This window comes from Marinifilum sp. D737, assembly GCF_026672275.1.
GTDB lineage: Bacteria > Bacteroidota > Bacteroidia > Bacteroidales > Marinifilaceae > Marinifilum.
This window is the reverse complement of sequence record NZ_JANQCD010000005.1, coordinates 1-24,047: the sequence shown is the minus strand read 5'-3', so window position 1 is coordinate 24,047 and position 24,047 is coordinate 1. Positions and strand designations below refer to the sequence as shown.

Here is a 24,047-nt window from a genome sequence, read left to right as displayed (position 1 = left end):
CCGAAGAAATTCTCCGGCTTTTATGCTTTTTATATAAAAAGGTTTAATCACAATTATTACATACTACAGCATGAGCTATTAACCATACACTTCCATCATCTGTATCAACAAGTGGTATATTTACAAACTCATAGAAATTATCATTAGGATCGAATTCCACGGTATTTCCAAACTGCCCAGGAGCAATCGTATTAGGTTTACCATCATCAGCAAATAGGTGAACCTCTTCCAAGCAATAGCCATCAAACATTATATAGGTAACTGTTGCTTGACTTCCATCCCAACTTACATTCAAAGTACCAACATGAACTCCTTTACCGGTATCATTTAGACCAGCTCCAGCCCAAATTTCATATTCGGTATCACCTGCCTCTGTTAATTCAATTGCCCATCCCCAACGGTTCTTGGTTAATCCTAAACTTCCCAATTTTTCAGGATTACTCTTCTTTCCTGTTGTAAACACATACTCTCCTTTTGCAAAAGCAGTTTCACAGAATGGAGCTTGAGGAGGCTTATCCCCATCACAACATACGGTATAAATACCATAATACCACCAACTATTGCCTGGTCCATCTTCTGGTCCTCCATATCCTGTTTCTGTTTCACCAACTTGATTTCCATCGCAATCATTCAACTTCACTTCGGCATGCGTTACCACATAAAGATTTAAATCTTTATTACACATATCCTCAACTCCTACCAGGTTAACTTGATCCCAAGGTAAAGTAAAAGTATACTCTGTAAGTCCTGTTGCATCAAATTGTGCTCCACCATCTTGCTGAGCCATTTGTCCTGGTGCTGGTCTACTATTCCCTCCATTGTGGATTAAGGAAAGATCATTACCAACCCAAACATGAACAGTTCCAAATTCTGCATCAACAACATCATCGACACAATCCTGATTTTGATAGTCAAGTTTAAAAGTCACATAAATATTATCAGCATCATTTGTTACAATTACTGACCCAACATCAATGGTTTGACCTGCTCGAAGATCCCATATCACCTCGCATGGATCCACCTCTTCAGTTCCGGTCTTTAATGTAATTTCCGAACTAGATTCAACAAGGGCCACCTCATTCACTTCTTTTTGACATCCTGTCCAGCAAAGGGATAAGCCCATTGCCACCAGTAAAATAAACTTCATTTTTAACTTCATACTCACAATCCTCCATTAATAATCTATTTAACTTATCTTATAAAATTCTCAATCCAAACGCTCTATGATATTAGATAGAAATAAGGAGCAGTCATCTCTGCACATATATATATCTAGGTATAAAAAACAAATTATAGGATTACCAAACCAATGGCAAGTTTATTTTATGAGTGTATAATATTACCAGTTTGATCCAAGAAAATTTCACATTAAATTTTAGTCAAATTTATTTTAGATTAATAAATGTTAAACTCCTCAAACTATTGCACAGTAAGCTTTTAAACAAAACCTCCCTTTTTTCTCTAAAATCTAATTCATCTTTTTGCTCATTCATTACAAAAGCTTCTACCTTTGCGGAATCAAATCCACACAAAACAAAACCACATGAAAAGGGAAGGTACGGCCTATGGCATTTTCCTGATGATACTATCTGTAATAGCATTTGGCATAATGGCTACTTTGGTGCGAAGCATGTCGCATGTTAGTACTTACATTACTGTATTTGTACGCTTTGCAATTGGCGTTGGCATTATTGGCATACTGGCCATGATGCGAAAAATAGATCTCAAATTTGTTCGCAGTCCTTTACTTCTTCTAAGAGGAATTACCGGTACAGCATCGGTTGCTTTGTTCTATTTGGCTATTGTAAAAATTGGTATGGGAAAAGCTTCGGTTTACTCCTACTCCTATCCTTTGTTTGCATCCCTGCTTAGTGCAATTGTACTGAAAGAGAAAATACAATCCAGCAAATGGTTGATGATGTTTGTAGCTCTTATTGGTATTGTACTGGTTTCATTTCAGTTTACCGATACTGGAAATTCGTGGAGTTTTGGTTGGTTCGATTTCCTTGCCATGCTTAGTGCCATTACCAATGCTGTATCTATTTTAATCGTGAAGAAGTTACATGGCACCGATAATTCATATGCCATCTTTTTTGCTCAATCCATAGTTGGATTCTGGATATTTCTCGTTCCCGCCAACCTTCCTGAACTAACAGGACCGATTACCAGTAGTTATATATTAATATTTATAGGTCTGGCATCGGCATGTGCACAACTGTTGAATACCGAAGGCTACCGACATGTTTCCATAGCAACGGGATCACCATTTCACATGCTCATCCCGATTGTAAATGTGATAATCGGGGTATTTATTTTTAATGAGGTATTTACCACACAGGAAATCATTGGTTCATCACTGGTAGTTGTTGCCTGCTTGGGCATTTTACGATTAAATGGTCGTATGCATACTCAAGTAAAGCAAGTATAACTTTAATTTTCCTGTTTAAGCTCTTTTCTATAAATTATCTTAAAGTTCTGGACATTGGCTCTTGGCTATTAGCAATTAGCTTTCAAGACTGATTATATAATGGTAAAAGATGGATACAGTAATTTGAATGCCAACAACTAAAAGCCAATTGCTAATAGCTTGCTGAATATGAAATCTTACTTTCAAATTTTCCGAAGACTAATATGATTGAGCTTAGATCGAACTCTCTTTAAACTACATTGGCAAATAAAAGTAAATGCCCAATCCATTGGTAAATAAAATATTCCCATAGAGTGAATGCTCAAGAAATACAGCATTTAGCGATTTATTGCGCAAATAGGTGTAAGAAAATATGATACTTCCAATAAAAGTGAAGATTAATGCCATCCAATTGCGGAATATGATGTGAGCCATGGCAAAACAAACCGCATTTACCAGAAGCATCACAACAGGATTGGTAAATAATAACTTGTACCGGTGATAATAAAAGGCTCGAAAAATAAATTCCTGTGTGTAAGCCGACCATATGGGATAACTCACAATTACGGCAACCCAAATCCAGAAATTATTACGTGGCAAGTGAAAAAACACATCTGCTCTAAACACATAAACCCAGATTGAAGTAATGATTAAAAGAATTGATCCTTTAAGTACAAAATCCTGCCATGGGTAATCGCGTTTAATTCTAAATATTTCACGATCAAAATTCTTGTCTTTAATGATAATAAAAAGACAATAGAAGAACACAAGCACAAGGGGTATTGCTTTATGGACCGGAATCATTTCAAAATAATACAATAATGGTAGCCCAATAAATAAGAATAACATTTCCGTCCACAAATACAATCTCCTCATAATACCCCAATTTTAAAAGAAACAACAAGAATAGTAACGACAATAAGAAGGATTCTTCTTATTAAGACTCGTTCTATATAAGTTACAAAAAAAGAGGCATATTTGTTTTAAAAATGCCTCTAAAATTTAGGAATGTTATGATTTTATTGACAAACGTAAATTTGTCCTAAAATTACTTGTGTTTTTGTGGATTAAATGACCTTAAATCATGATCAAAAATCATCAATTCAAGACTAATTCACATAATTACCTGATGCAAATTATGAGATTTTTTTCTGTGCTCTTCTTGCTGCAACAATCATTAAATATCCAGCAATAACTGGTCCGTATGCTAAGAAGTGATAACCTTTTAAATCGAACCACTTTAGATACAAACCCAAAGTAGCAACTCCTCCAACTATCATTAGCGCCCAACCTATCAGTCTTAACTGTCTTGCATCAAGTTTTCCAGGCTTCTTTACATCTCCGGCAAGAATTTTATTGTCGATCTCTCTAACAACACTTTTAATGGTATTCTCATCAATACCTTTGCCTTTCATTTCTTTTCTGATTTGAGAGAAATCCATCCCCTCAATCTTCTTTGCGTGATAAAAATCGACTAAGTCCTTAAAATCTTGTGCCATAATTGTTGTTTTGAATGATGCAAATCTAATCAGAGAGAAGTGATTTTCAAAATCTGCCCTGCATCATTTGCAGGTAAGCTGCCCGCTATTGCCTCTGTGAATTTGAAACTTACTGGTTTGGAAATTATTTGGTTTATCCGCGAAAGCTTGATTACAAAAAAAGCAGGCTCCTATAAATAAAAGCCTGCTTGAATATTTTGATTTGGAAATCTATTTGTAGATCTCTTTTTTACTTGCCAATAGTGTATTTTGAAGCAATGAAACAATAGTCATTGGTCCAACACCACCTGGAACAGGAGTAATGAATGATGCTTTAGGTGCAACTTCATCGAATTTCACATCTCCAAGTAATTTCCATCCCGACTTGGTTTTGTCAGATTTCACACGGTGAATACCCACATCAATAATTACAGCTCCTTCTTTCACCATATCGCCGGTAAGGAATTCTTTCATTCCCAATGCTACGATTACGATATCCGCTTGACGGGTAATTTCTGCAATATTTTTGGTTCTACTGTGACACAATGTAACGGTACAATCGCCATAAGCAGCTTTACGCGACATTAAAACACTCATTGGAGTACCAACGATGTTTGAACGACCAATTACCACACAGTTTTTACCTGATGTTTCGATACTGTAACGCTTCAACAACTCAACAATACCAGCCGGAGTTGCAGGAAGATAAGTTGGTAAACTTGCAACCATTTTACCTACGTTCATTGGGTGGAATCCATCAACATCTTTTTCCGGACGAATGGTTTCGATTACCTTGGTCTCAGAAATGTGCTTAGGAAGTGGCAACTGAACAATTAATCCGTCGATGTCATCATTCTCGTTTACCTTACGGATTTCTGCCAAAAGTTGCTCTTCTGTAATATCATCTTCGAAACGAAATTCTGAAGACTCAAAACCTACAGCATGACAAGCTTTCACTTTAGCAGCAACATAAGTTTCGCTGGCACCATCGTGTCCAACAATCATAGCAGCAAGATGTGGAGTTTTTCCACCTGCTTTTTTAATTTGTTCAACTTCGGCAGCAATTTCCTGCTTCACCTCGTTAGAAATCTTTTTTCCGTCGATTAATTCCATGGTTTGTTAGCTTTGTTATTAAAAAAAATGCCTGACCGCAGAGTCAAGCATTTCGTATTTGGTTTTTCTTATTTTCTGCGTCCCATATTGCCCATCATTCTGGACATGTTTCCGCCTTTCGACATCATTTTCATTAATTTCCTGGTCTCGTCGAATTGCTTAATCAGCCTGTTCACATCCTGAATGGTAGAACCAGAACCATCGGCAATCCTTTTTCTTCTTGAACCATTAATCAATTTTGGATCTTCACGTTCTGCAGGAGTCATTGAGAAGATAATCGCTTCAACACCTTTAAAGGCATCATCATCGATATCGATATTCTTCAATGCTTTTCCCACACCAGGAATCATAGAAGCCAAATCTTTAAGGTTACCCATTTTCTTGATCTGAGAAATCTGAGACAAGAAATCGTTAAAGTTAAATTGGTTCTTGGCAATCTTCTTCTGAAGTTTCTTCGCTTCTTCAGCATCGAACTGTTCCTGAGCACGCTCTACAAGTGATACGATATCACCCATACCCAAAATACGATCGGCCATACGTTCAGGGTGGAAAACATCAAGTGCTTCCATTTTTTCACCTGTACCAACAAACTTAATTGGCTTGTTAACTACCGAACGAATTGATAATGCAGCACCACCACGAGTATCACCATCTAACTTGGTAAGAACAACACCATCGAAATTCAATCTGTCGTTAAACTCTTTAGCTGTGTTCACAGCATCCTGACCAGTCATCGAGTCAACTACGAAAAGAGTTTCGGTTGGATCGATAGACTTTTTAACAGCTTCAATCTCGTTCATCATCTCCTCATCGATAGCCAAACGACCAGCAGTATCGACGATTACAAGATCGTTACCATTTGCTTTAGCTTCCTTAATAGCAGCTTTAGCAATTTTTACCGGGTTTTTATTTTCTTTATCAGAGTATACTGGAACACCAATTTGCTCTCCCAATACATGCAACTGATCAATCGCAGCAGGACGATAAACATCACAGGCTACCAACAAAGGATTCATAGAGCGTTTTGTTTTTAACAAATTCGCTAATTTTCCTGAGAATGTGGTTTTACCAGAACCTTGCAATCCGGCAATTAATATTACGGCAGGTTTTCCCTGAGTGTTGATATCAACATGAGTTCCACCCATTAACTCAGCCAGCTCATCGTGAACAATTTTCACCATTACCTGGTTTGGTTTCAAGGCAGTAAGTACGTTTTGTCCTAATGCTTTTTCTTTTACTGTATTAGTAAACGACTTGGCAATTTTAAAGTTAACATCGGCATCTAATAAAGCGCGTCTTACATCCTTCAATGTTTCGGCCACATTGATTTCAGTAATTTTTCCCTGTCCCTTTAATATCTGGAATGATCGCTCAAGTCTTTCGTTAAGATTTTCAAACATTATTCTACGTATTTATATTTCCCTGCAAAAATAAAAAAATATGCGTATAGCTAAAGTGAATCAGGAAGAAAAAAGTAGAAAAGTTGAATAGTTAAAAAGTAGAATGGTAAAATTTCCAAATGCATTGATTAGATGATTGTAATTTAATGAGCTAATTTGATGTTTATCGATTGGAAATTTCACTTTTAACTATTCTAATTATTGTTTAATTATAAATCCAATACAATGCCTTATTCTGTCCATTCCTTTTATGCTGATACCTCATCCCCCGCCCCCTTCTCCTTGAGGATAAAGGGAGTGATATGCAAATAATTCACCATACTTAAAACTTGGCAGTTCCGATTCCCTCTTCTCAAGAAGAAGGTTAGGGTGAGGTAAGAGATAAAAAAAAGCGAAGTCAACCACAGTCAACTTCGCCTTTTATATGTGTCTGATTGCTGTCAGCTGACAGCTAATCTCTTTTTCTACATTCTTTCCGGAACACCAATTCCTAACAGGCTCATACTTGATTTGATAATCTCTCCGATTTGCTTAGAAAGTACTAAACGGAAAGCTCTTAGGTCGGTATTTTCCTCTTTCGCGATTGGATGATCGTGATAGAATTGGTTGTACTCTTTCACTAAGTCGTATACATAATTCGAAATTTGAGCAGGACTGGTTTCTTTTCCAGCTTCTTTAATAACAGTTGGGTAATTTGCAACCATCTGAATAAGGAATGATTCTTTTTCAGAGATATTCAAATTAGACAAAGCTGCTTCTGGAATATCAAAACCTGCATCAATAGCTTTTCTTACTACCGATTGAATACGTGCATAAGTGTACTGAATGAATGGGCCAGTATTTCCATTAAAGTCAATTGATTCCTTAGGATTAAACATCATGTTTTTCTTAGGATCAACTTTAAGGATAAAGTATTTTAATGCTCCCATTGCCACTTTTTCGAATACATCTTCAGCTTCTTCTTCCGAGTATCCTTCCAATTTTCCAAGTTCTCTAGAAGTATCACGCGCAGTATTTACCATCTCTTGCATTAAGTCATCCGCGTCAACTACAGTACCTTCACGCGATTTCATTTTACCTTCAGGCAACTCAACCATACCGTATGATAAGTGTTGAATCTTGTCGTGCCATTCGTATCCTAATTTCCCAAGGATTAAGGACAATACCTGGAAGTGATAGTTTTGCTCGTTACCTACAACATAAACGTGTTCATCGATATTGAATTCATCGAAACGCTCGAATGCAGTTCCAATATCCTGGGTCATGTATACCGATGTTCCGTCATCACGAAGCAATAACTTATGATCTAAGCCATCTGCTTCAAGGTTGGCCCAAACTGAACCTGTATCTTTTTGATACAATACGCCGTCGGACAATCCTTTTTCAACAATTGCTTTCCCTTTCTTATAAGTATCTGATTCGAAATAAACCTTATCGAAATCAACACCCATTTTCTTGTAAGTGATATCGAAACCATCCAATACCCAGTCGTTCATCTTTCGCCAAAGAGCAACAGTTTCTTCATCGCCTGCCTCCCACTTACGCAACATTTCCTGAGCTTCTAACAACAATGGAGCTTGCTTTTTAGCTTCATCAGCTTCCATTCCGTCAGCCACAAGAGCTTCAATTTCTTTCTTGTATTCCTGATCGAACTTTACGTAGTATTTACCTACCAAGTGGTCACCTTTAATACCAGTTGACTCTGGAGTTTCTCCTTCGCCAAAACGCAACCAAGCCAACATCGACTTACAAATATGGATACCACGATCGTTTACCAGGTTAACCTTGATTACTTCGTAACCATTCGCTTTTAAAATCTGGGCAACCGAATATCCTAACAGGTTGTTACGAATGTGTCCCAAGTGAAGTGGTTTATTTGTATTTGGAGAAGAATACTCGATCATCACCTTTTTAGCACCTTCTGCTAAAGGAGTAAATCCGTAGTTATCTGTTTTTACAGCTTCGTTCAGTACAGAAATCCAGTGTGAATTATCAATTACCAAATTCAAGAACCCTTTCACAACATTAAATGCTGATATCGCCACGATATTTTCAGTTAAAAACTGTCCAAGATCGTTTGCTGTTTCCTCTGGTGACTTTTTAGAAAAGCGCAGGAATGGAAAAACAACAACAGTTAAATCACCTTCGAACTCTCGTCGGGTTTTCTGAATCTGAACGGTTTTCTCCTCAATACCTTGTCCGTAACATGAATTTACGGCCTCAACTACTTTGCTTTTAATAATACTTTCAATACTCATTTGGAAATTCTGTATTTCGAATTCTACTTAAATTTCATCCTTAAAACCGGACTTGCCATTTATTTGTTTTTTTCAATCAAAATCAAATCATATTAAGTCCCTCAATCTGAATCCGCAAAGATAATAGGAATAAAATGAATTGCTATCCGTAATGTAAAAAAAGTCATTCACACCTAACATTATTCTTTCTCTCAAAAACAAGAGCTTATTTAACATCAATCTGATAGGCATTGTCTACCTTTGAAATGTTGCAATAATTAATCGGTTATAACGTTTAAGTTGCAAGAATAATTTGAGCCCTTATTCTCTTAATAAACTAAACTTGGTAATTAATAAAAAAAGTATCTGAACATTCTTATGCCCCAACGAATGAAGAATTTACTCTTGTTGCTGATATGTGTTGTAATTTCAACTCACAGCTACTCTTCCCCCGATTCAGAACCCTTTGGTAAGAAGGTAGTAACATCAGATTTAAATAAATTACATCTTGAAGCTGAATCTTACTACTACAAAAACAACCCTAAAGCATTATCAACTGCAAAGCTATTGGCTGAAAAATCCCTGGCAGCAGAACAATTGGACAAATTTGCATTTGCAAATGAGTTAATGGGGCGAATTTATCTTTTCCAAGGGGACATGGAAAAAGCAAAAAATTGCTTTGACTCATCATTTGATTACTGGGAGAGTGTAAGAGATACAACAAGAATCAGTTTCCTATACAGCTACTATGGAGAGTTAAATTTTAGAAAATGTGATTACGCTAAAGCTGATAGTTTTTACAATAAAAGCTTAGAATTAAAAAAGAAACATCGCGACACACTTTCCTATGCATACAGTTATAATGCTCTGGGGAATGTACAGTTTGAAACCTGTCATTATACCGAAGCCTTAACATTCTATCTTAAAGCCCTCAACTTAAACCGAAAACACAATAACATTTCAGGCATTTGCTACTCTTTAAATGCGCTTGGAGCAAGCTATAAGGAAATTAATAATACAGAACTGGCAATTGAATATTTTAAGAAAGCTTTGCAACTTGGCGAAGAGAATAACCTGATTAAAAACATTGCCTACAGTTTAAATCAACTGGCTGCATTACAAAATTCTTTGGGCAACAGAAACACAGCTATTGAATTATTTACCAAGTCGTTGAATTTAAGTTTTGAACTTGAATCAAAAAGTGGAATGGCAAGTTCGTACATGGGGATGGGAGAAGTATTCCAATCAATGAATCAAAACGACAAGGCAATTGAGTATCAACACAAATCATTAAAACTTTTTAAAGAGTTAGAGTCAAAAAAGAACATCGCAAAGTGCTATGAAAATTTAGGCTTGATTTCCTATTCTATGCGTGATTATAAGCTTGCCATAGAAAACTACAATAAGGCCATTACTTTAAACAATCAAATAGGATATGCCAAGGGAACCGCAAATGTATTTCGACTGATTGGAAATGCACATCTTCAACTAAAAGATTTTGATTTGGCTCTTTCCAATTACCAAAGATCACTTCAAATTCAGAAGTCAATTGACAATTTAAAAGGCATAGCATCTTGTTATACCAATATTGGACTCATTCATATCAAGAAACACAATTTTAAAAAAGCTAAAGAGTATTTAAACTTATCGGTTAATATCAATAAGAGCACAGGTAACTTAGGAGGCTTAGGTTCTGTATACAATAACCTGGCTGCTCTCTACCGAGAAAAAAAAGACACCAATCAAGCCATTCATTATTTGAAGAACAGTTTGAACTTAGCAAAAAAGATTAATCGTAAGACCTTAATTGCTGAAAACTATCGCAATCTTTCTGCCATCTACGAGGAAAAGAATGATTACAATCAATCCCTCAAATATTATAAAGAATATGTAATAGTTTACAATCAACTGTATAATGCTCAGGCAGAAAACAGAATTGGTTGGATTCAAATGCAAAATGAAAAAGAAAAGAGAGAAAATCTTGTGCAGCTGCACGCCAAAGAGCAATTCCTTAAAGAAGAAAAACTAAAAAAAGAAAGACTCACAAATACTTTTCTTATTGTAATTGTTGGCTTAATCATTCTTTTTTCAGGAGTGGTTTACCGATTTTATATCATTGCTAAAAAGTCGAACAAAAATTTAAACCTCGAAATTGAGGAACGAAAAAAAGCTGAATCTCTTTTAGCTGATCATCAAAGAAACCTTGAAAGTTTAGTTAAAATCCGAACGCTTGAATTATTAAAAGCAAAAGAAAAAGCTGAACAAGCCGATAGATTAAAGACCTCATTTTTGGCTAATATGTCGCACGAAATCAGAACGCCGATGAATGCAATTATTGGCTTCTCGAAATTAATGGCATTTACTAATTCTAAAGAGAAACATCAGTATTACACAAATATTATCAATGATAATGGACAAATCCTTCTTACTCTGGTCAACGATATCATTGATATTTCTATGATTGAATCGAAACAGCTTAAAATTAAGAAGTCTAACTTCTATGTATATCCTGTTCTTGAAGAACTTCGACAAGTGTTCGATGAACAAAAAATAAAAAATGGCAAAACTGATGTAAAGATCAATTTGCACATTCCTGAAAGAATTGAGAATATCTCTATTCACTCTGATCAAATTAGGCTAAAACAAATCCTGATTAACTTGCTTCGTAATTCCATAAAGTTTACTGAAAAAGGAAGAATTGATTTCGGTATTGAAGTTATTGAGAATCATTTGAGATTTTTTGTAAAAGACACTGGTATTGGAATACCATATAAAGATCAGGCTTTAATATATGATCGATTCAGACAAGCAAGCAACAATGGAGTTGAGCATGGTGGAACAGGCTTGGGCTTAACCATATCGAAAAGCCTAACAGAATTGCTTGGAGGTAAAATATGGTTTACCTCTGATCCTGATAAAGGAAGTGAATTTTATGTAGAGTTTGTCATTGATGACGAAACCATTGTACAAAACAAATCTGTAAGCCAAGAGAACAATCCTCTTGATTTTTCAGGTAAAAATATTCTTGTTGCTGAAGATGTGGAATCGAATTTCTTATACATTAATGAAGTCCTTAAAAAAGTAAATGCCAATGTTACATGGACGCAAGATGGAATAGAAGCCGTTGAGAAATTTCAGGATGATCATTTCGATTTGGTACTTATGGATATCCAATTACCTAAGATTAATGGATATCAAGCTACAAGAGAAATTAAAAAGAAAAACCCATCGGTTCCTGTTGTAGCTCAATCTGCGTACGTTTTTAGAGATGAAAGTAATAAAATGACAGAAGCAGGTTGTGATGCCTTCATTGCAAAGCCGTATACGGAGGAAGAATTATTGGCCATTATTAAAAAGAATATGCCTAGGAAAAATTAAGGTTCTTCAGATGCAAACAGATAATCCCACACAAAAAACTAATTTAGTGTCAAAGCTTTTTTGACACTATTTTTTTACCCAAAAGAAACCAATCATGAAAAACTTACCCCTGCTATTATCAGCACTACTTTTATTTCTAATCATTTCATGTAATAACTCAATCAAAGAACCTGAGAAATTGGAATATGCATTGTGTATTCATGGTGGTGCCGGTACTATTCTTAAGAAAAACATGAGTCCCGAACGAGAAAAAGAATACTTCGACAAGTTGGATGAAGCCTTAACTGTAGGAGATTCTGTCCTGAAAAATGGAGGATCTGCACTTGATGCCGTTGAGCTTACCATACATGTTCTTGAAAATTCTCCTCTTTTTAATGCCGGTAAAGGTTCGGTATTTACTCATTCTGGTAAAAATGAACTTGATGCTTCAATAATGTGGGGTAAAGACCTGAATGCAGGAGCAGTTGCTGGGGTTGGCAATATCAAAAACCCAATTAGTGCTGCCCGAAAAGTGATGGAAAATTCTGAACATGTAATGCTAAGTGGCAAAGGAGCATCGATATTTGCCCAGCAAGAAGGGCTTACAATAGTAGATAGCTCATATTTTTTCACAGAAAGCAGATGGAATTATTTGCAACAAATCTTGAATAAAGAACGTGAAATGAAAAGAACAGACAGACATGGAACTGTTGGGTGTGTAGCCCTAGATAAAGAGGGAAATTTGGCAGCAGGCACATCAACCGGAGGAATGACAAATAAGCGCTTCGGAAGAATTGGCGATTCTCCAATAATTGGGGCAGGCACTTACGCAAATAATAAAACTTGTGCAGTATCCTGTACAGGGCATGGTGAATATTTTATTAGACTAGGAATTGCAAGAGATATTGCTTCATTAATGGAATATCAAAACTTAAGCATAGATGATGCAACAGGTATCGTGTTAGATAAATTAAATCAAATTAATGGTTTAGGTGGTTTTATTGCACTGGATAAATATGGTAATCCAGCCATGAAAATGAATACCTCAGGAATGTACCGAGGCTACGTAAACTCTGAAGGTGTTAAGGAAAAATATATGTACAAGTAGTTCGAATTAATTTTGTTGATTAATTATTTCGAATTAACTTCAGTATACAAATGAAATTAAGTCACCTTTAAACTTTAACAACATGACAATTAATTTGAACGGAAAATGGAGAAATCAGTACAATTCAGAAATGGATTTAGCTGTAGTTGATAATCGTGTAAGTGGAACCTTTCAAACTGCCATTGGCCAACCTAGTTTTGAAGAAAAGTTTGAAATCAGTGGAAAAATCAATAACAATGTAATTGCTTTTATGGTAGACTTCGGAAAGTATGGATCTTTGGCTTGCTGGACGGGACGATTTGAACTTGATGAAATGGGACCTGTAATTCATACCATGTGGCATTTATCGCAAAGTGAAGGAGGCGAAGAAGAACAAATGGCGAAAGCTATTCTTACTGGTGTAGGAACTTTCAGAAAACCCTAAGCTCAAATATGGATTAAAACAAAAAGGAGTTTGAATATTCAAACTCCTTTTTGTTTTTATTTTACCTGGATATCAAGTCCATCAATTTTTTCGAGTAAATCATGGGTTGATTTCAACAAATCATCGTAGATCGATTTAAAATGCGCTTTAATTTCCTTTGGATTTTTTCCTTTCAACCTATCATTAATTCTTGCGATATAATCATTTCTTGAACTTACTGCGCTATTCATGATTTCAAATATCTGATCAGAATTTTTGTCTCCGAAAAATTCAAGATGAATCATTCCTCTCATTACTATTTCATTAGTAAGAAAATTCACATCTTTTTTGAACTCTTTTTTACTTGCCATATGTGATATTTTTTATTTGATATATGCTAAAATACAAATTAAAGCGTACAAAATACTACCCTGTTGGTTTGTTTAAATAATTTGTTTGGAATTGGAAATACTGGCAAATAACACTTATTTTGCAATATAACTGATCTGATTAGAGGCGATAAGACTATGAGCGAATGTTTCCGATATTTATACCTACACAACGATAAACTTAAAGCATCAGAGAATTTTAAAGATTCTTACCTTTTAAGAGGAACGTCCTTGTATGAGGTGGTAAGAATTATATCTGGTAAAGCAGTTTTTCTTTGCGAACATTATTCCCGACTTACAAAATCAGCTAAAAAAGTAGGCTTGGAAATCATGTTCAGCTATAATCAAGTGCAAGATTGTATAAAAACCTTGGTAGAAAAAAACGACTGCAAAGAAGGAAATATTAAGTTGGTATTTAATTTTGATGGTAAAGACAAAAATTTCTATGCCTATTTCGTAAAACATTCCTATCCAAATGCATCTCAATATAAAAATGGAGTTAGAACTCTAATCCACCAGGCAGAAAGGCCAACCCCAACAGCTAAGGTTTACAATCATAAATTGCGTTCAAAAACCAATAATCTTATTGCTGAAGCAGATATTTTTGAAGTAATTCTTCTGAACAAACTTGGTAATATTACCGAAGGAAGTCGTTCAAATTTATTCTTTATTAAAGACAACTCCCTGTATACTTCGCCTGACAATGAAGTACTTAATGGCATTGTTCGAAGTAAGGTTTTAAAAATTGCTGAGAAGCTGGGTATTCAAATCCATTACAGATCGATAGCCTATGAGGAAATCCCACAATTCGAAGCAGCATTTCTAACCGGTACATCTCCTATGGTTTTACCAATAAATAGGATCAATTCAATAAGTTTTTCGGTAGAACACCAATTGCTTTTTGATATTTTTAAGGCTTATGACAAGTTGGTTCATGAAAACCTAAATCAAATTTGTTAAGGTATAATTACAATTCCAAGCTTGGAAATACCAAAACTGTTTTTACACCAGAAAAATTTGTTTTAGAATCAACACATTCATTTATCTGATAGGAGTAAATTTTACCATTAGTTAGAACCTTATTTAGTAATTTCATTCTATCGTTAGTTATCTGCAATGAATTACCTTTTACCAATTCTGATTCAGCTTTTGTAAGGTCTATTTTTCGGTTGCCTGATCCATTGTCAGTAATTTCACATTTTAAACACCCATCATCTTCCAAAATAAATCGAATAACTATCTTTCCAAGTCTGTCAAGTTTACTGATACCATTTCTTATGGAATGCTCTAAAAATGGTTGAATTAACATAGGTGGAATCTTAATATCCAATGAGTTTATTTTGTCATCCAAGTTAATTTGAAATGTAAATTTCTCTTCAAATCTCATTTGCTCCAGCTTCAGATACAATTTTAAATAAGCTAGCTCCTCACTTAATGATATCAGGTTTTTATTGGCATTATTAATGTTATTTCTTAAAACCATAGAGAAATCCGACAAATACTCCAAAGCTTTATCTTCATTATTATCAAGGATATAACTTTGAATTGAATTGAGCGAGTTAAAGATAAAATGAGGATCAAGCTGATGCTGTAAAGCTCGGATTTTTAAACCAATAACTCTATTAAACTGCTTAGTCCTTTGCTTTTCTTCATGTTTAACTCTTGCTTTAAAAAGCTGAATCGCATAATAAGTTAGTGCACCAAGAATACCAATAACTATAAACCAAAACCAAACTGTTTTCCACCAAGCAGTTTCAAGTATTATATCAATTGAATATTTCCCAAGCTTTCCGGAACTCAATTTCCTGGCTTCAATCTCAAAGGTATATTCTCCTCCTCTCAAATTTGAATAAACCACTTCATTCGACTTTACCCAATCCGACCAATGATTATCCATACCTACCAATCGATAACGATATCTTATATTTTCCAAGGCATCACAATACAGCATACCATAATGCAGTCTAAAATAATTCTCATTGTAACTTAAACGAATAGGGTTGTTAGGTGTTTTTGTCCATCTATCAAATTCTGATTTTTTCAATCTCCAGTTGCTATCTTTCACCTTTACTTCGAGTAAAGTTGGCTTATAAGCTGCATTTTCGTTAATGAAATTGTTCGCTTCAATTTTCATTAAGGCATAATTTGACTTCACCCAAATGTTATCGTATTTATCAACAACTGATTCTTTTCCCCTAAATTCTACTTTTTTGTTCGCATTCCAAAATCTATATTTCACAACAGAATCTGGCTGCCAGGTTTTATATTCAAACCTATGTACTCCTATATTGGTTCCGCACCAAATAGAACCATCTTTATGGTATTGAAATCCATGAACAGAAATCCCTTCCAAGCCATCGCTTTGATCAAGAGAATCTAAAATCATTAATTCATCTCCTTCACTTTTTAACTTGTAAATAATGCCGTTATTACCACCTACAATTATACTTGAATCAGGTAAAACAAGCATATCATTAACAACATTATGAATTCCAATATTATTTCGACCAAATTTCTTGACTTTATTCTCTCCAAATCGATAAATCCCATGAGTTTCTGTTGCTACCCAAATGTAGGAATCAAACTCAATTATCTTGGTTAGTTCAACTTCCTCTCCTTTTGAAAAATTCCACTTTGTATCTACAGAATTATCTCTTATCCCACAGGTATAAAACTTAGATCCGTTATAACAAAACAAATTTCCATTTGATGTTATTATGAAATTCGTCGCTACTGATATATTTTTATAGGTCAGCAAAAAAGACTTACAATTCCAAGTATAAAAACCACAATTAGTGGCAACCCAAATCATATTGCCTTTTAACTCAATATCATTAATAATAAGCTCTTTTTTCTTCTTCGATTTTGGAAGTAATTTGATAAAGTCTTTCTGGCTTATGGATTGAATTACTTTTTCATTCTTAATTTTCGCAATACCATTTCTTCCTGCTACAACTACTGAACCATCTGAATAAGAAAGCAAACCTACAATCTCATTACAATCTGGTATTAAATCTGATACATCATATAAATTAAATATTGATTGCTTCAAACTGATTAGGCCATGATTTTTAGTCCCTAACCAAATATCCCCCATTAAACTATGCTTAAACACACATTGAACAAAAACATCATCTAAATCGTTCTCCGCAAGAAGATCTACACAAATATTATTTCTGATAGAAATTAACTTTCTAAACTGCAATCCATTTTTAATGTAACGCAGCAAAACAACTCTTTCGTTCTGATTAGACAAAACATTTAATACATCACATCGAACTCTTTGACTATCTACAACTAGAAAAGCCTGTTGTCCCACACCAATTTCTCCGTAAAATTTTTTCCCAAATTCCAGTATCTGAGATTTTCCATTAACTATTTTTAAAAAACTACCTGATTCAAATTTATAAGTCTTTTGCTCCAATTTAGGAAAAATGATCACTGCATTATTATTTGATACAGCCTCTAAAACATTTAATTCTTTCGTCCCTTTTACCAAAGAAAACTCACCAAGTTTATCTGGCACATCAGACAAATAAATTCCATCTGAAGTTCCTACAATAAGTTTATTATCCAATACCTTAACCGAACGAATATCGTATAATTCATTATTTTCCTGAGTAGAAATGACCTCCAAATGTTCTCCATCAAATTCACATACTCCAACCCCCGTCGCTGCTATTAATAAGTTTCCATTTTTATTCTCCGTAATACTGGTTACCTTTTCACCCTGCAAGCGATTGAGTTCTTTTCTATATTTTACCTCAAACCCATTAAATTCGCATAATCCAGCATCTGTTGCTAACCAAATCATCCCCCTGGAATCCTCAAAAATATGATTCACACTATTGCAAGGCAATCCATCCAGTTGAGTAAAATCACCTGTTGAACTATAAGCAGCAATTCCTTTAAAAGCAGCTAAAAAAAGAAGTACAATGGTTAGTTGTGTTTTGATAATAAGGTTCATAGTACAATGATAATAATTATACTAGGAAAATTAAGGTGTCAAATGTGTCAAGTTACATTAACAGACGTCGATCTTTAAAAAAGATAAACTTAAATCGCTATAATTCAACACCTAAACAAACAAATTAACATATGTATCGTAAAAAGAATTGTTATTCGATAACAAAAACAGTATAAACTAGAATAATAGATTTAAACAATAAACTAACTTTGCCAATCTGATAACTATAACAACATTAAACATGCTATTGAACTTAGAAAAAGTAAACATCGAAAAAGCCTTTGAATTGTTTGCACATAATCAAAACTTCACATACACAGCATATCCAAGGTTAAAAACTCTTTACGCCATAAAAAAAGAGTTTAAACAAATTCCAGAATTGGATTGGAAATTTGAGTTTGATCATGTTAATATCAACAAGAACAGAGTTATCATTGAATATCGACAGGATAAAAGTGAAGATTTTTCATTCTACTATGAAATTCCTCTTTCAATTAATTTTGAATTGCGTGTGTTTCTTGCAAAATCATCGATTCATTTCCTCGACTTATACAATTTCTTATTATCAAATGGACTAATTAATGAAAATCAATTCAGATTAAAAGCTGAATATCATACAATTCCACATTTCGTTATCAATCAAAAAACAAAGCGATACAATACTGGAATTCTTAATAAAATACAGAACAATAGTGATTTTGACGGAATACCTTTAGACGACAATATAAAGAATGAAATTGATCTTGGATTTCGATTTTTTAATCCTATTTTTAATCAGATACTTAGCCAATTCCAAATTTGATTTCGTAATAGCTATATGAATTCAACCCCAAACAAAACTATCAAAAATAAAACAAGCATAAGTAGAGCCTATTTTATGCTTTTCTTAATTCTGACTATTACATTTCTTGTCGGATTTGGTGGAATTTGGATCTATACCAAGTTTAACGAATTCAACACGGAATCCAATAACCTTAAGAAAGATTACATTGAAGAACAGAAGGATATTTTGGTAAGCAAGGCAAATGAATGTGTTGATTTCATTAATTACCAAAACACAAGGTCTGAATCAAGATTAAAAAGTAGACTTCAGAATTTTGTGGATCAGGCACACTCTGTAGCCATATACATTTACAATCAAAACAAAGGGAAACTTAGCGATACCGAAATAAAAAAACGCATTAAAGAGGCCATTTCACCTTTACGTTTCACCAACGACAGAGGCTATATTTTTATCAACAATTTAAGTGGTAAAGGTATTCTTTATCCGTTCTCGAAAGAAAATGAAAACAAAAGCTTAATCAATTTCAAAGATATCAATGGCAATTACATTGTTAAAAATGAAGTGGAGTTGATGAAATACAAGGATAGTGGTTTTACAAAATATGTGAACAGCAAAGAGGTAAAAAATAAGTTTAATGCATACACCAAAATTTCTTATATCAAGAAATTTACTCCGTACAACTGGTATTTTGGAAGTTTTGCTTACTTAGATGATCTTCAACCTGAAATTCAGAAGGAGGCATTGATTCGTATAAGCCAAATTAACATGACTCAAGACAACTACTTTTTTGTTTATAAAAAAGATGGAACATGCTTGCTTCATGCCGATTCTGCCAGCATTGGAAAAAATTTTAAAGATTACAGCAACAAGATACGTCGTGAAAATGTAAAACGCTTAATCAATGCCGCCCAACTTGATGAATCAGGCTTTGTAAATTACAAAATACCAGATGCGGAAAATGCTGAAAAAATTTCATACGTAAAGTTCATTAAAGAGTGGGATTGGATTATTGGTGCTGGTTTGTACACAGGAGAGCTAGATAAAAACATTGAAATTGCCAGAGCTGAATTAAGAGGAAATGTTCGAAAATATATCTTACAAATAGTATTGTTAATTGTAATCGCAATTGTGGTTATCTACATAACATCAAAGACCATTTCTGTTAAAATGAAACAGAATTTCACCTCTATTAACAATTTCTTTAGAAAAGCATCTACACAACTATATCAGGTGAATATTGACGAACTTCATTTTTCGGAATTTCAAGATATGGGAACAACCATTAATCGTATGATTGATATTAGAACCCAGAAAGAAAAAGAACTTCAAATTGCAAGAGAAAAAGCCGAAGAATCTGATCGCTTGAAGTCATCTTTTTTAGCGAATATGTCACACGAAATTCGTACTCCTATGAACGCAATCATTGGATTTTCAGAATTATTACAAGAAGATGATTTGCCTTTTGAAACCCGACAACAGTTTTTCACTCATATTAGAAATAGTGGGAATTCACTATTGAATCTTATAAATGATATTATTGATTTCTCTAAAATTGAGTCTGGTAAGCTTAAAATTTCCAAAACTTATTACAACCTCAATCAACTATTTGACGAACTTTATCACACTTTTGAAAAGATAAAAACCAGCAAGGGTAGAGATCATATTGAACTAAAATTTACGAAAGGCCTGAAGGAATCAGAATCGATTATTTACACGGATCCTTTACGACTGAAGCAAATCATCACAAACTTGGTGGAAAATGCTTTAAAATTTACTGAAAAAGGAAGCATTCATGTCTCGTATCAATTAAATGAAAGTAAGCTAATTTTTGCTGTTGAAGATACAGGAATTGGAATCTCTCCCGAAAAGCAGAAGATAATTTTTAGTAGGTTCCGTCAAGCAGATGATTCTCATGCAAGAAGGTATGGTGGAACAGGATTAGGATTATCAATTTCTAAAAAATTAGCAGAATTGCTAAATGGTGATATGTGGGTAGAATCAACTGAGAATGTTGGGAGCAGTTTCTTTGTTAGCATTCCATACTTAATTGATGATAAATCAAACATCTCTCCGATTAAGAAAATATACAAAAACGGTATAAATAAGGATTTAACTGGTAAAAAAATATTAATTGTTGATGATTACAATGTGAACATCACATTGATAAAACAAATGCTTCAATCCACTGGTGTAAGCATGTCGTCAGCAGACAATGGGCGCACTGCTATTAAAGAATGTGGTTCTGAGCATTTTGATTTGGTTTTGTTGGATCTGCAAATGCCAGAATTAAATGGATATGATACTTTAAAATTGATTAAAAAAGAAAATCCTGAAATTAAAATTGTAGCACAAACAGCTTATGCATTGGCAAATGAGAAAGAACTAATAATGGACTCAGGATTTGACGGTTATATTGCGAAACCAATTATCAAGAAAAAATTATTAAGCTTAATAAACGAAATGATTTAAAAATGAGGACATTTAATTCTTCCTACTTGTCTTCTTCTTCTTAAAGCAATTTCCTTACAACTGTTTTTGTTTCGTCTGCTATTTTTAAACCTCATTAAAAATGAGATCTCATGAGCACCGGTATTTGTATGAATCAATTTTGAGATGGTCTTATCGTAACTATAAGCCACTTGCCACCAATCTCTCATTACACCTAGTTGCAGAATAACGGCATCATATTCCAACTCCAGATTATCGCGATACCACATCCCGACAATAAAAGATCCTTTGGACAGATATAGTCCATAATTTATTTGCTTGTTTGTTCCTTGCTGTTGATAAAGAAAATTAGGTGCTAAGCCAATATCAGTCTGATGCAAACCTCTTCTAAAGACAGGTACATTAACACCACAATGAAGAGTATATTTTCTTGGTAATTTAGAATAATCACTCTCCTCTTTATATGCTTCATCAGGCTCTGTTAAATGGTGAGCGGCAAAACCAATAAACCAATTTTTATAAGATGCTATTAAACCCGATGAAAAATCAATATAATTGCGATTCAGATGATCAATTGCACTCTCACCAGTAAATGGACTAATTAAACCATTAATATAGAATTCATCTGTTTGATCAGGAAAGGTAAAGTTTGAATCATTCAATTTCCTTTGAATAAAAGAGGTTTGAAAACCTGCTTTAATCGCCAAATTTCTTGAGATTCTCAAAGTATAAGCATACATTCCACTTATTGTGGTAGTACTAATCGTTCCGTCACCCTGTTCATCTTGCATCACCTGCAATCCTACTCCTCCTCCAAGTGGATTTACATACTGATCGTATGCAACACTATAAGTCACATATGCAGAACTGATTTCGGGCCATTGATTTCTATAATTCATAGCAACACGAGCATCAAAATCAGAACCTGCAAATGCTGGATTTAAATAAACCTTATTTGCATAGAACTGTGAGAACTCAACATCCTGTGAATAAACATTAAAAGCACTTATCATGCTTATTAATAAAACTAATATTTTCAGTTCTTTTTTAATCATTATCTAAACAGTGTTACTGTTCCGTGTCCTCTCTCTTTTCCTCCATAAAAAATAATCCAAACATATACTCCAATTTCCGCTTCTTTACCTTTATAAGTTCCATTCCACCCTTCATGTTTCAACTCATTATTGGCAACTATATCCTTTTCAAGTTTAAACACTTGCTCTCCCCAACGAGTATAAATATACATTTCAAAATCGGTTACGATTCCTTTAAAAACCGGATAAAATATTTCATTTGGACCTTTACCATTTGGTGTAAATACATTTGGTACAACCATTTTAGGCTCCAATAATTTAACTGCAATTGAAGCTTGAGCAATACAACCAAATTCATTCTCAACCTGTACGCTATAATCTCCTGCATCATCAACTTCTATACTTCTCCAATCAGATCCAGTATTCCAGTAATAAGAAGAATAACCAGATCCTGCATCTAAAGTCAAAATCTGACCTTTATACATGCTTAAAGTATCAGAGGCAATATTAACCTCTGGCACTGGAAATACCTCAACACTAATAACATCTGTTCCCATTATACCATACATATCCCAAACTTGTACGGTATAATCACCAGTTTTGTTTACGGTAATTGTTCTTGTTGTATCTCCAGTACTCCATAAGTACCTTTCCCAATTTCCTGCATCCAACATCAATGAAGTACCTTCACAAATACCAGCACTTCCTCCTAAATTAATCGAAGGTCTTGGATTAACAGCTACTTTAACTTTTCCATTTCCCCTACAACCATTAACATCTACTACATCAACCGCATATTCTCCATCCTTTTCTACTTTGAGATATTGGGAATCTTCCTGATTGCTCCATTCATATTCTACATATCCGCTTCCTGCATCAAGAAGAATAGATGTTCCCTCCGCAATCACAGTATCTCTACCCAAGTAAACATCCGGATTTTTATGCACGAAAATATTGATATCATCTTCTCCGGTACAACCAAACTCATCTGTTGTTCGAAGAATAAAATTACCTTCCTCATATACATAAATTGCCCTTGTTTCTCCTCCAGGAATCCATTCCGTATAATATCCCTCTGGAGCTTCCAAAATTAACTCCTCTCCTTCACAGATATACAAATCAGGTCCTAGATCAACGATTGGTAAATCATGCACAACAACTTCAACTGAATCATTTCCAATACAGCCATTTACATCCTGAATTCTCACATGATAAATTCCTGCTTTAGAAACTTCTCTAGTCTGTGTCGTAACACCATCACTCCATAAAAAATCAACTCCGTCACCAATATCCAATTTTACAGATTCTCCATAACACATATCTACTCGATCTGGTAATGGTGAGTTTGGCAATTGAATAATTTCTACATCTACCCCATCTTCAGCAATACACCCTTCTAAATTTTCTATTTGTAAGTTGTATCTACCAGATTCTCCAATGGTAATTGAATATTCGTTTGCTCCAGCAATATCAATTCCATCTTTACTCCATTGATATCTATAACCAGGAACATCAGGACCTTCTATATAAGTTGAATCACCATGACAAACTAAATTGGTCGTGTAAGTCAAATCAAATTCAAAAGATGGTAAAATAGTAACATTCATATCATCCGTTGCTGAACAGCCATTGCCGTCTGTTACCACTACTGAATAATTACCGCTTGTATTTACCGTGATATTCTGACTTGTTGCTCCATTTGACCACAAATAGCTGGCGCCTGCATTGCCGGCATCTAAAGTGATTGTCCCACCAGCACAGGTTTCCTGGTCTGTTCCAAGATCCACAACCGGATTTGGATGAATCGTGACATTCACATCATCCGTTGCTGAACAACCATTGGCATCTGTCACCACTACTGAATAGTTTCCTGAAGTTGATACTGTAATACTTTGAGTGGTTGCTCCATTTGACCACAAATA

Annotated in this window: 17 protein-coding genes; 7 read left to right on the top strand and 10 right to left on the bottom strand. The window is 34.5% G+C overall.

From position 1 onward, the window contains the following. Positions 1 to 43 precede the first annotated feature (43 nt). Entirely contained in the window at positions 44 to 1,147 is a 1,104-nt protein-coding gene (locus NQ163_RS04940; RefSeq protein ID WP_268189169.1) for a hypothetical protein, read from the bottom strand. A gap of 396 nt (positions 1,148 to 1,543) precedes the next feature. Here NQ163_RS04940 and NQ163_RS04935 point away from each other — a divergent pair, with 396 nt between their 5' ends. After that, complete coding sequence (locus NQ163_RS04935) at positions 1,544 to 2,428, top strand: DMT family transporter (protein ID WP_268189168.1); 885 nt, start codon at positions 1,544 to 1,546, stop codon at positions 2,426 to 2,428. Between the two features lie 234 nt (positions 2,429 to 2,662). Here the strand turns inward: NQ163_RS04935 and NQ163_RS04930 are convergent, their stop codons facing one another. From NQ163_RS04930 to argS, 5 genes are all read right to left on the bottom strand, one after another. Beyond that, entirely contained in the window at positions 2,663 to 3,283 is a 621-nt protein-coding gene (locus NQ163_RS04930) for a CPBP family intramembrane glutamic endopeptidase (protein ID WP_268189167.1), read from the bottom strand. Positions 3,284 to 3,543: 260 nt separating this feature from the next. Then, positions 3,544 to 3,906 (bottom strand): hypothetical protein, encoded by a 363-nt coding sequence (locus tag NQ163_RS04925; protein ID WP_268189166.1) that lies wholly within the window; start codon positions 3,904 to 3,906, stop codon positions 3,544 to 3,546. A gap of 210 nt (positions 3,907 to 4,116) precedes the next feature. Then, positions 4,117 to 4,998, bottom strand: a complete 882-nt coding sequence (locus tag NQ163_RS04920; protein WP_268189165.1) for a bifunctional 5,10-methylenetetrahydrofolate dehydrogenase/5,10-methenyltetrahydrofolate cyclohydrolase — start codon at positions 4,996 to 4,998, stop codon at positions 4,117 to 4,119. Between the two features lie 68 nt (positions 4,999 to 5,066). Beyond that, positions 5,067 to 6,398: a signal recognition particle protein gene (gene ffh, locus NQ163_RS04915; protein ID WP_268189164.1), complete on the bottom strand. Its 1,332-nt coding sequence runs from the start codon at positions 6,396 to 6,398 to the stop codon at positions 5,067 to 5,069. 464 nt (positions 6,399 to 6,862) lie between these two features. Next, the gene (gene argS, locus NQ163_RS04910; RefSeq protein ID WP_268189163.1) at positions 6,863 to 8,656 is read right to left on the bottom strand and encodes an arginine--tRNA ligase; all 1,794 of its coding nucleotides are present in this window, start codon (positions 8,654 to 8,656) and stop codon (positions 6,863 to 6,865) included. Between the two features lie 369 nt (positions 8,657 to 9,025). Between argS and NQ163_RS04905 the strand changes: the two genes are divergently transcribed. The 3 genes from NQ163_RS04905 (at position 9,026) to NQ163_RS04895 (ending at position 13,524) form a co-directional block, all read left to right on the top strand. After that, a complete protein-coding gene (locus NQ163_RS04905; protein ID WP_268189162.1) occupies positions 9,026 to 12,013 on the top strand; it encodes a tetratricopeptide repeat protein in 2,988 nt (995 codons plus the stop codon). 94 nt (positions 12,014 to 12,107) lie between these two features. Continuing rightward, a complete protein-coding gene (locus NQ163_RS04900; RefSeq protein WP_268189161.1) occupies positions 12,108 to 13,100 on the top strand; it encodes an isoaspartyl peptidase/L-asparaginase family protein in 993 nt (330 codons plus the stop codon). An 82-nt stretch (positions 13,101 to 13,182) separates the two neighbouring features. After that, entirely contained in the window at positions 13,183 to 13,524 is a 342-nt protein-coding gene (locus NQ163_RS04895; RefSeq protein WP_268189160.1) for an avidin/streptavidin family protein, read from the top strand. Positions 13,525 to 13,580: 56 nt separating this feature from the next. Here NQ163_RS04895 and NQ163_RS04890 read toward each other — a convergent pair whose 3' ends face one another. Next, complete coding sequence (locus NQ163_RS04890) at positions 13,581 to 13,874, bottom strand: hypothetical protein (protein WP_268189159.1); 294 nt, start codon at positions 13,872 to 13,874, stop codon at positions 13,581 to 13,583. A 156-nt stretch (positions 13,875 to 14,030) separates the two neighbouring features. On the opposite strand from NQ163_RS04890, the gene NQ163_RS04885 reads away from it, so the two are divergent. Continuing rightward, positions 14,031 to 14,852, top strand: a complete 822-nt coding sequence (locus NQ163_RS04885; RefSeq protein ID WP_268189158.1) for an aminotransferase class IV — start codon at positions 14,031 to 14,033, stop codon at positions 14,850 to 14,852. A 7-nt stretch (positions 14,853 to 14,859) separates the two neighbouring features. Here NQ163_RS04885 and NQ163_RS04880 read toward each other — a convergent pair whose 3' ends face one another. After that, the gene (locus tag NQ163_RS04880; RefSeq protein ID WP_268189157.1) at positions 14,860 to 17,859 is read right to left on the bottom strand and encodes a sensor histidine kinase; all 3,000 of its coding nucleotides are present in this window, start codon (positions 17,857 to 17,859) and stop codon (positions 14,860 to 14,862) included. A 241-nt stretch (positions 17,860 to 18,100) separates the two neighbouring features. Here NQ163_RS04880 and NQ163_RS04875 point away from each other — a divergent pair, with 241 nt between their 5' ends. Both NQ163_RS04875 and NQ163_RS04870 read left to right on the top strand, forming a co-directional pair. Next, complete coding sequence (locus tag NQ163_RS04875) at positions 18,101 to 18,661, top strand: hypothetical protein (RefSeq protein ID WP_120240502.1); 561 nt, start codon at positions 18,101 to 18,103, stop codon at positions 18,659 to 18,661. A 75-nt stretch (positions 18,662 to 18,736) separates the two neighbouring features. Continuing rightward, positions 18,737 to 21,112, top strand: a complete 2,376-nt coding sequence (locus tag NQ163_RS04870) for a cache domain-containing protein (protein ID WP_268189156.1) — start codon at positions 18,737 to 18,739, stop codon at positions 21,110 to 21,112. Here NQ163_RS04870 and NQ163_RS04865 read toward each other — a convergent pair. Beyond that, on the bottom strand, positions 21,109 to 22,146 hold the full coding sequence (locus NQ163_RS04865; protein ID WP_268189155.1) for a PorP/SprF family type IX secretion system membrane protein: 1,038 nt from the start codon (positions 22,144 to 22,146) through the stop codon (positions 21,109 to 21,111). The two genes, NQ163_RS04870 and NQ163_RS04865, sit on opposite strands and share 4 nt — an antisense overlap. After that, positions 22,146 to 24,047: gliding motility-associated C-terminal domain-containing protein (locus NQ163_RS04860; protein ID WP_268189154.1), on the bottom strand; the 1,902-nt coding region annotated here is incomplete at its 5' end. The genes NQ163_RS04865 and NQ163_RS04860, both read right to left, overlap by 1 nt.

Excerpts from the sequence above, each read along its gene's own strand:
- NQ163_RS04940 (WP_268189169.1), bottom strand. The coding sequence starts at position 1,147 with ATGAAGTTTATTTTACTGGTGGCAATGGGCTTATCCCTTTGCTGGACA.
- NQ163_RS04935 (WP_268189168.1), top strand. The coding sequence starts at position 1,544 with ATGAAAAGGGAAGGTACGGCCTATGGCATTTTCCTGATGATACTATCT.
- NQ163_RS04930 (WP_268189167.1), bottom strand. The coding sequence starts at position 3,283 with ATGAGGAGATTGTATTTGTGGACGGAAATGTTATTCTTATTTATTGGG.
- NQ163_RS04925 (WP_268189166.1), bottom strand. The coding sequence starts at position 3,906 with ATGGCACAAGATTTTAAGGACTTAGTCGATTTTTATCACGCAAAGAAG.
- NQ163_RS04920 (WP_268189165.1), bottom strand. The coding sequence starts at position 4,998 with ATGGAATTAATCGACGGAAAAAAGATTTCTAACGAGGTGAAGCAGGAA.
- ffh (WP_268189164.1), bottom strand. The coding sequence starts at position 6,398 with ATGTTTGAAAATCTTAACGAAAGACTTGAGCGATCATTCCAGATATTA.
- argS (WP_268189163.1), bottom strand. The coding sequence starts at position 8,656 with ATGAGTATTGAAAGTATTATTAAAAGCAAAGTAGTTGAGGCCGTAAAT.
- NQ163_RS04905 (WP_268189162.1), top strand. The coding sequence starts at position 9,026 with ATGAAGAATTTACTCTTGTTGCTGATATGTGTTGTAATTTCAACTCAC.
- NQ163_RS04900 (WP_268189161.1), top strand. The coding sequence starts at position 12,108 with ATGAAAAACTTACCCCTGCTATTATCAGCACTACTTTTATTTCTAATC.
- NQ163_RS04895 (WP_268189160.1), top strand. The coding sequence starts at position 13,183 with ATGACAATTAATTTGAACGGAAAATGGAGAAATCAGTACAATTCAGAA.
- NQ163_RS04890 (WP_268189159.1), bottom strand. The coding sequence starts at position 13,874 with ATGGCAAGTAAAAAAGAGTTCAAAAAAGATGTGAATTTTCTTACTAAT.
- NQ163_RS04885 (WP_268189158.1), top strand. The coding sequence starts at position 14,031 with ATGAGCGAATGTTTCCGATATTTATACCTACACAACGATAAACTTAAA.
- NQ163_RS04880 (WP_268189157.1), bottom strand. The coding sequence starts at position 17,859 with ATGAACCTTATTATCAAAACACAACTAACCATTGTACTTCTTTTTTTA.
- NQ163_RS04875 (WP_120240502.1), top strand. The coding sequence starts at position 18,101 with ATGCTATTGAACTTAGAAAAAGTAAACATCGAAAAAGCCTTTGAATTG.
- NQ163_RS04870 (WP_268189156.1), top strand. The coding sequence starts at position 18,737 with ATGCTTTTCTTAATTCTGACTATTACATTTCTTGTCGGATTTGGTGGA.
- NQ163_RS04865 (WP_268189155.1), bottom strand. The coding sequence starts at position 22,146 with ATGATTAAAAAAGAACTGAAAATATTAGTTTTATTAATAAGCATGATA.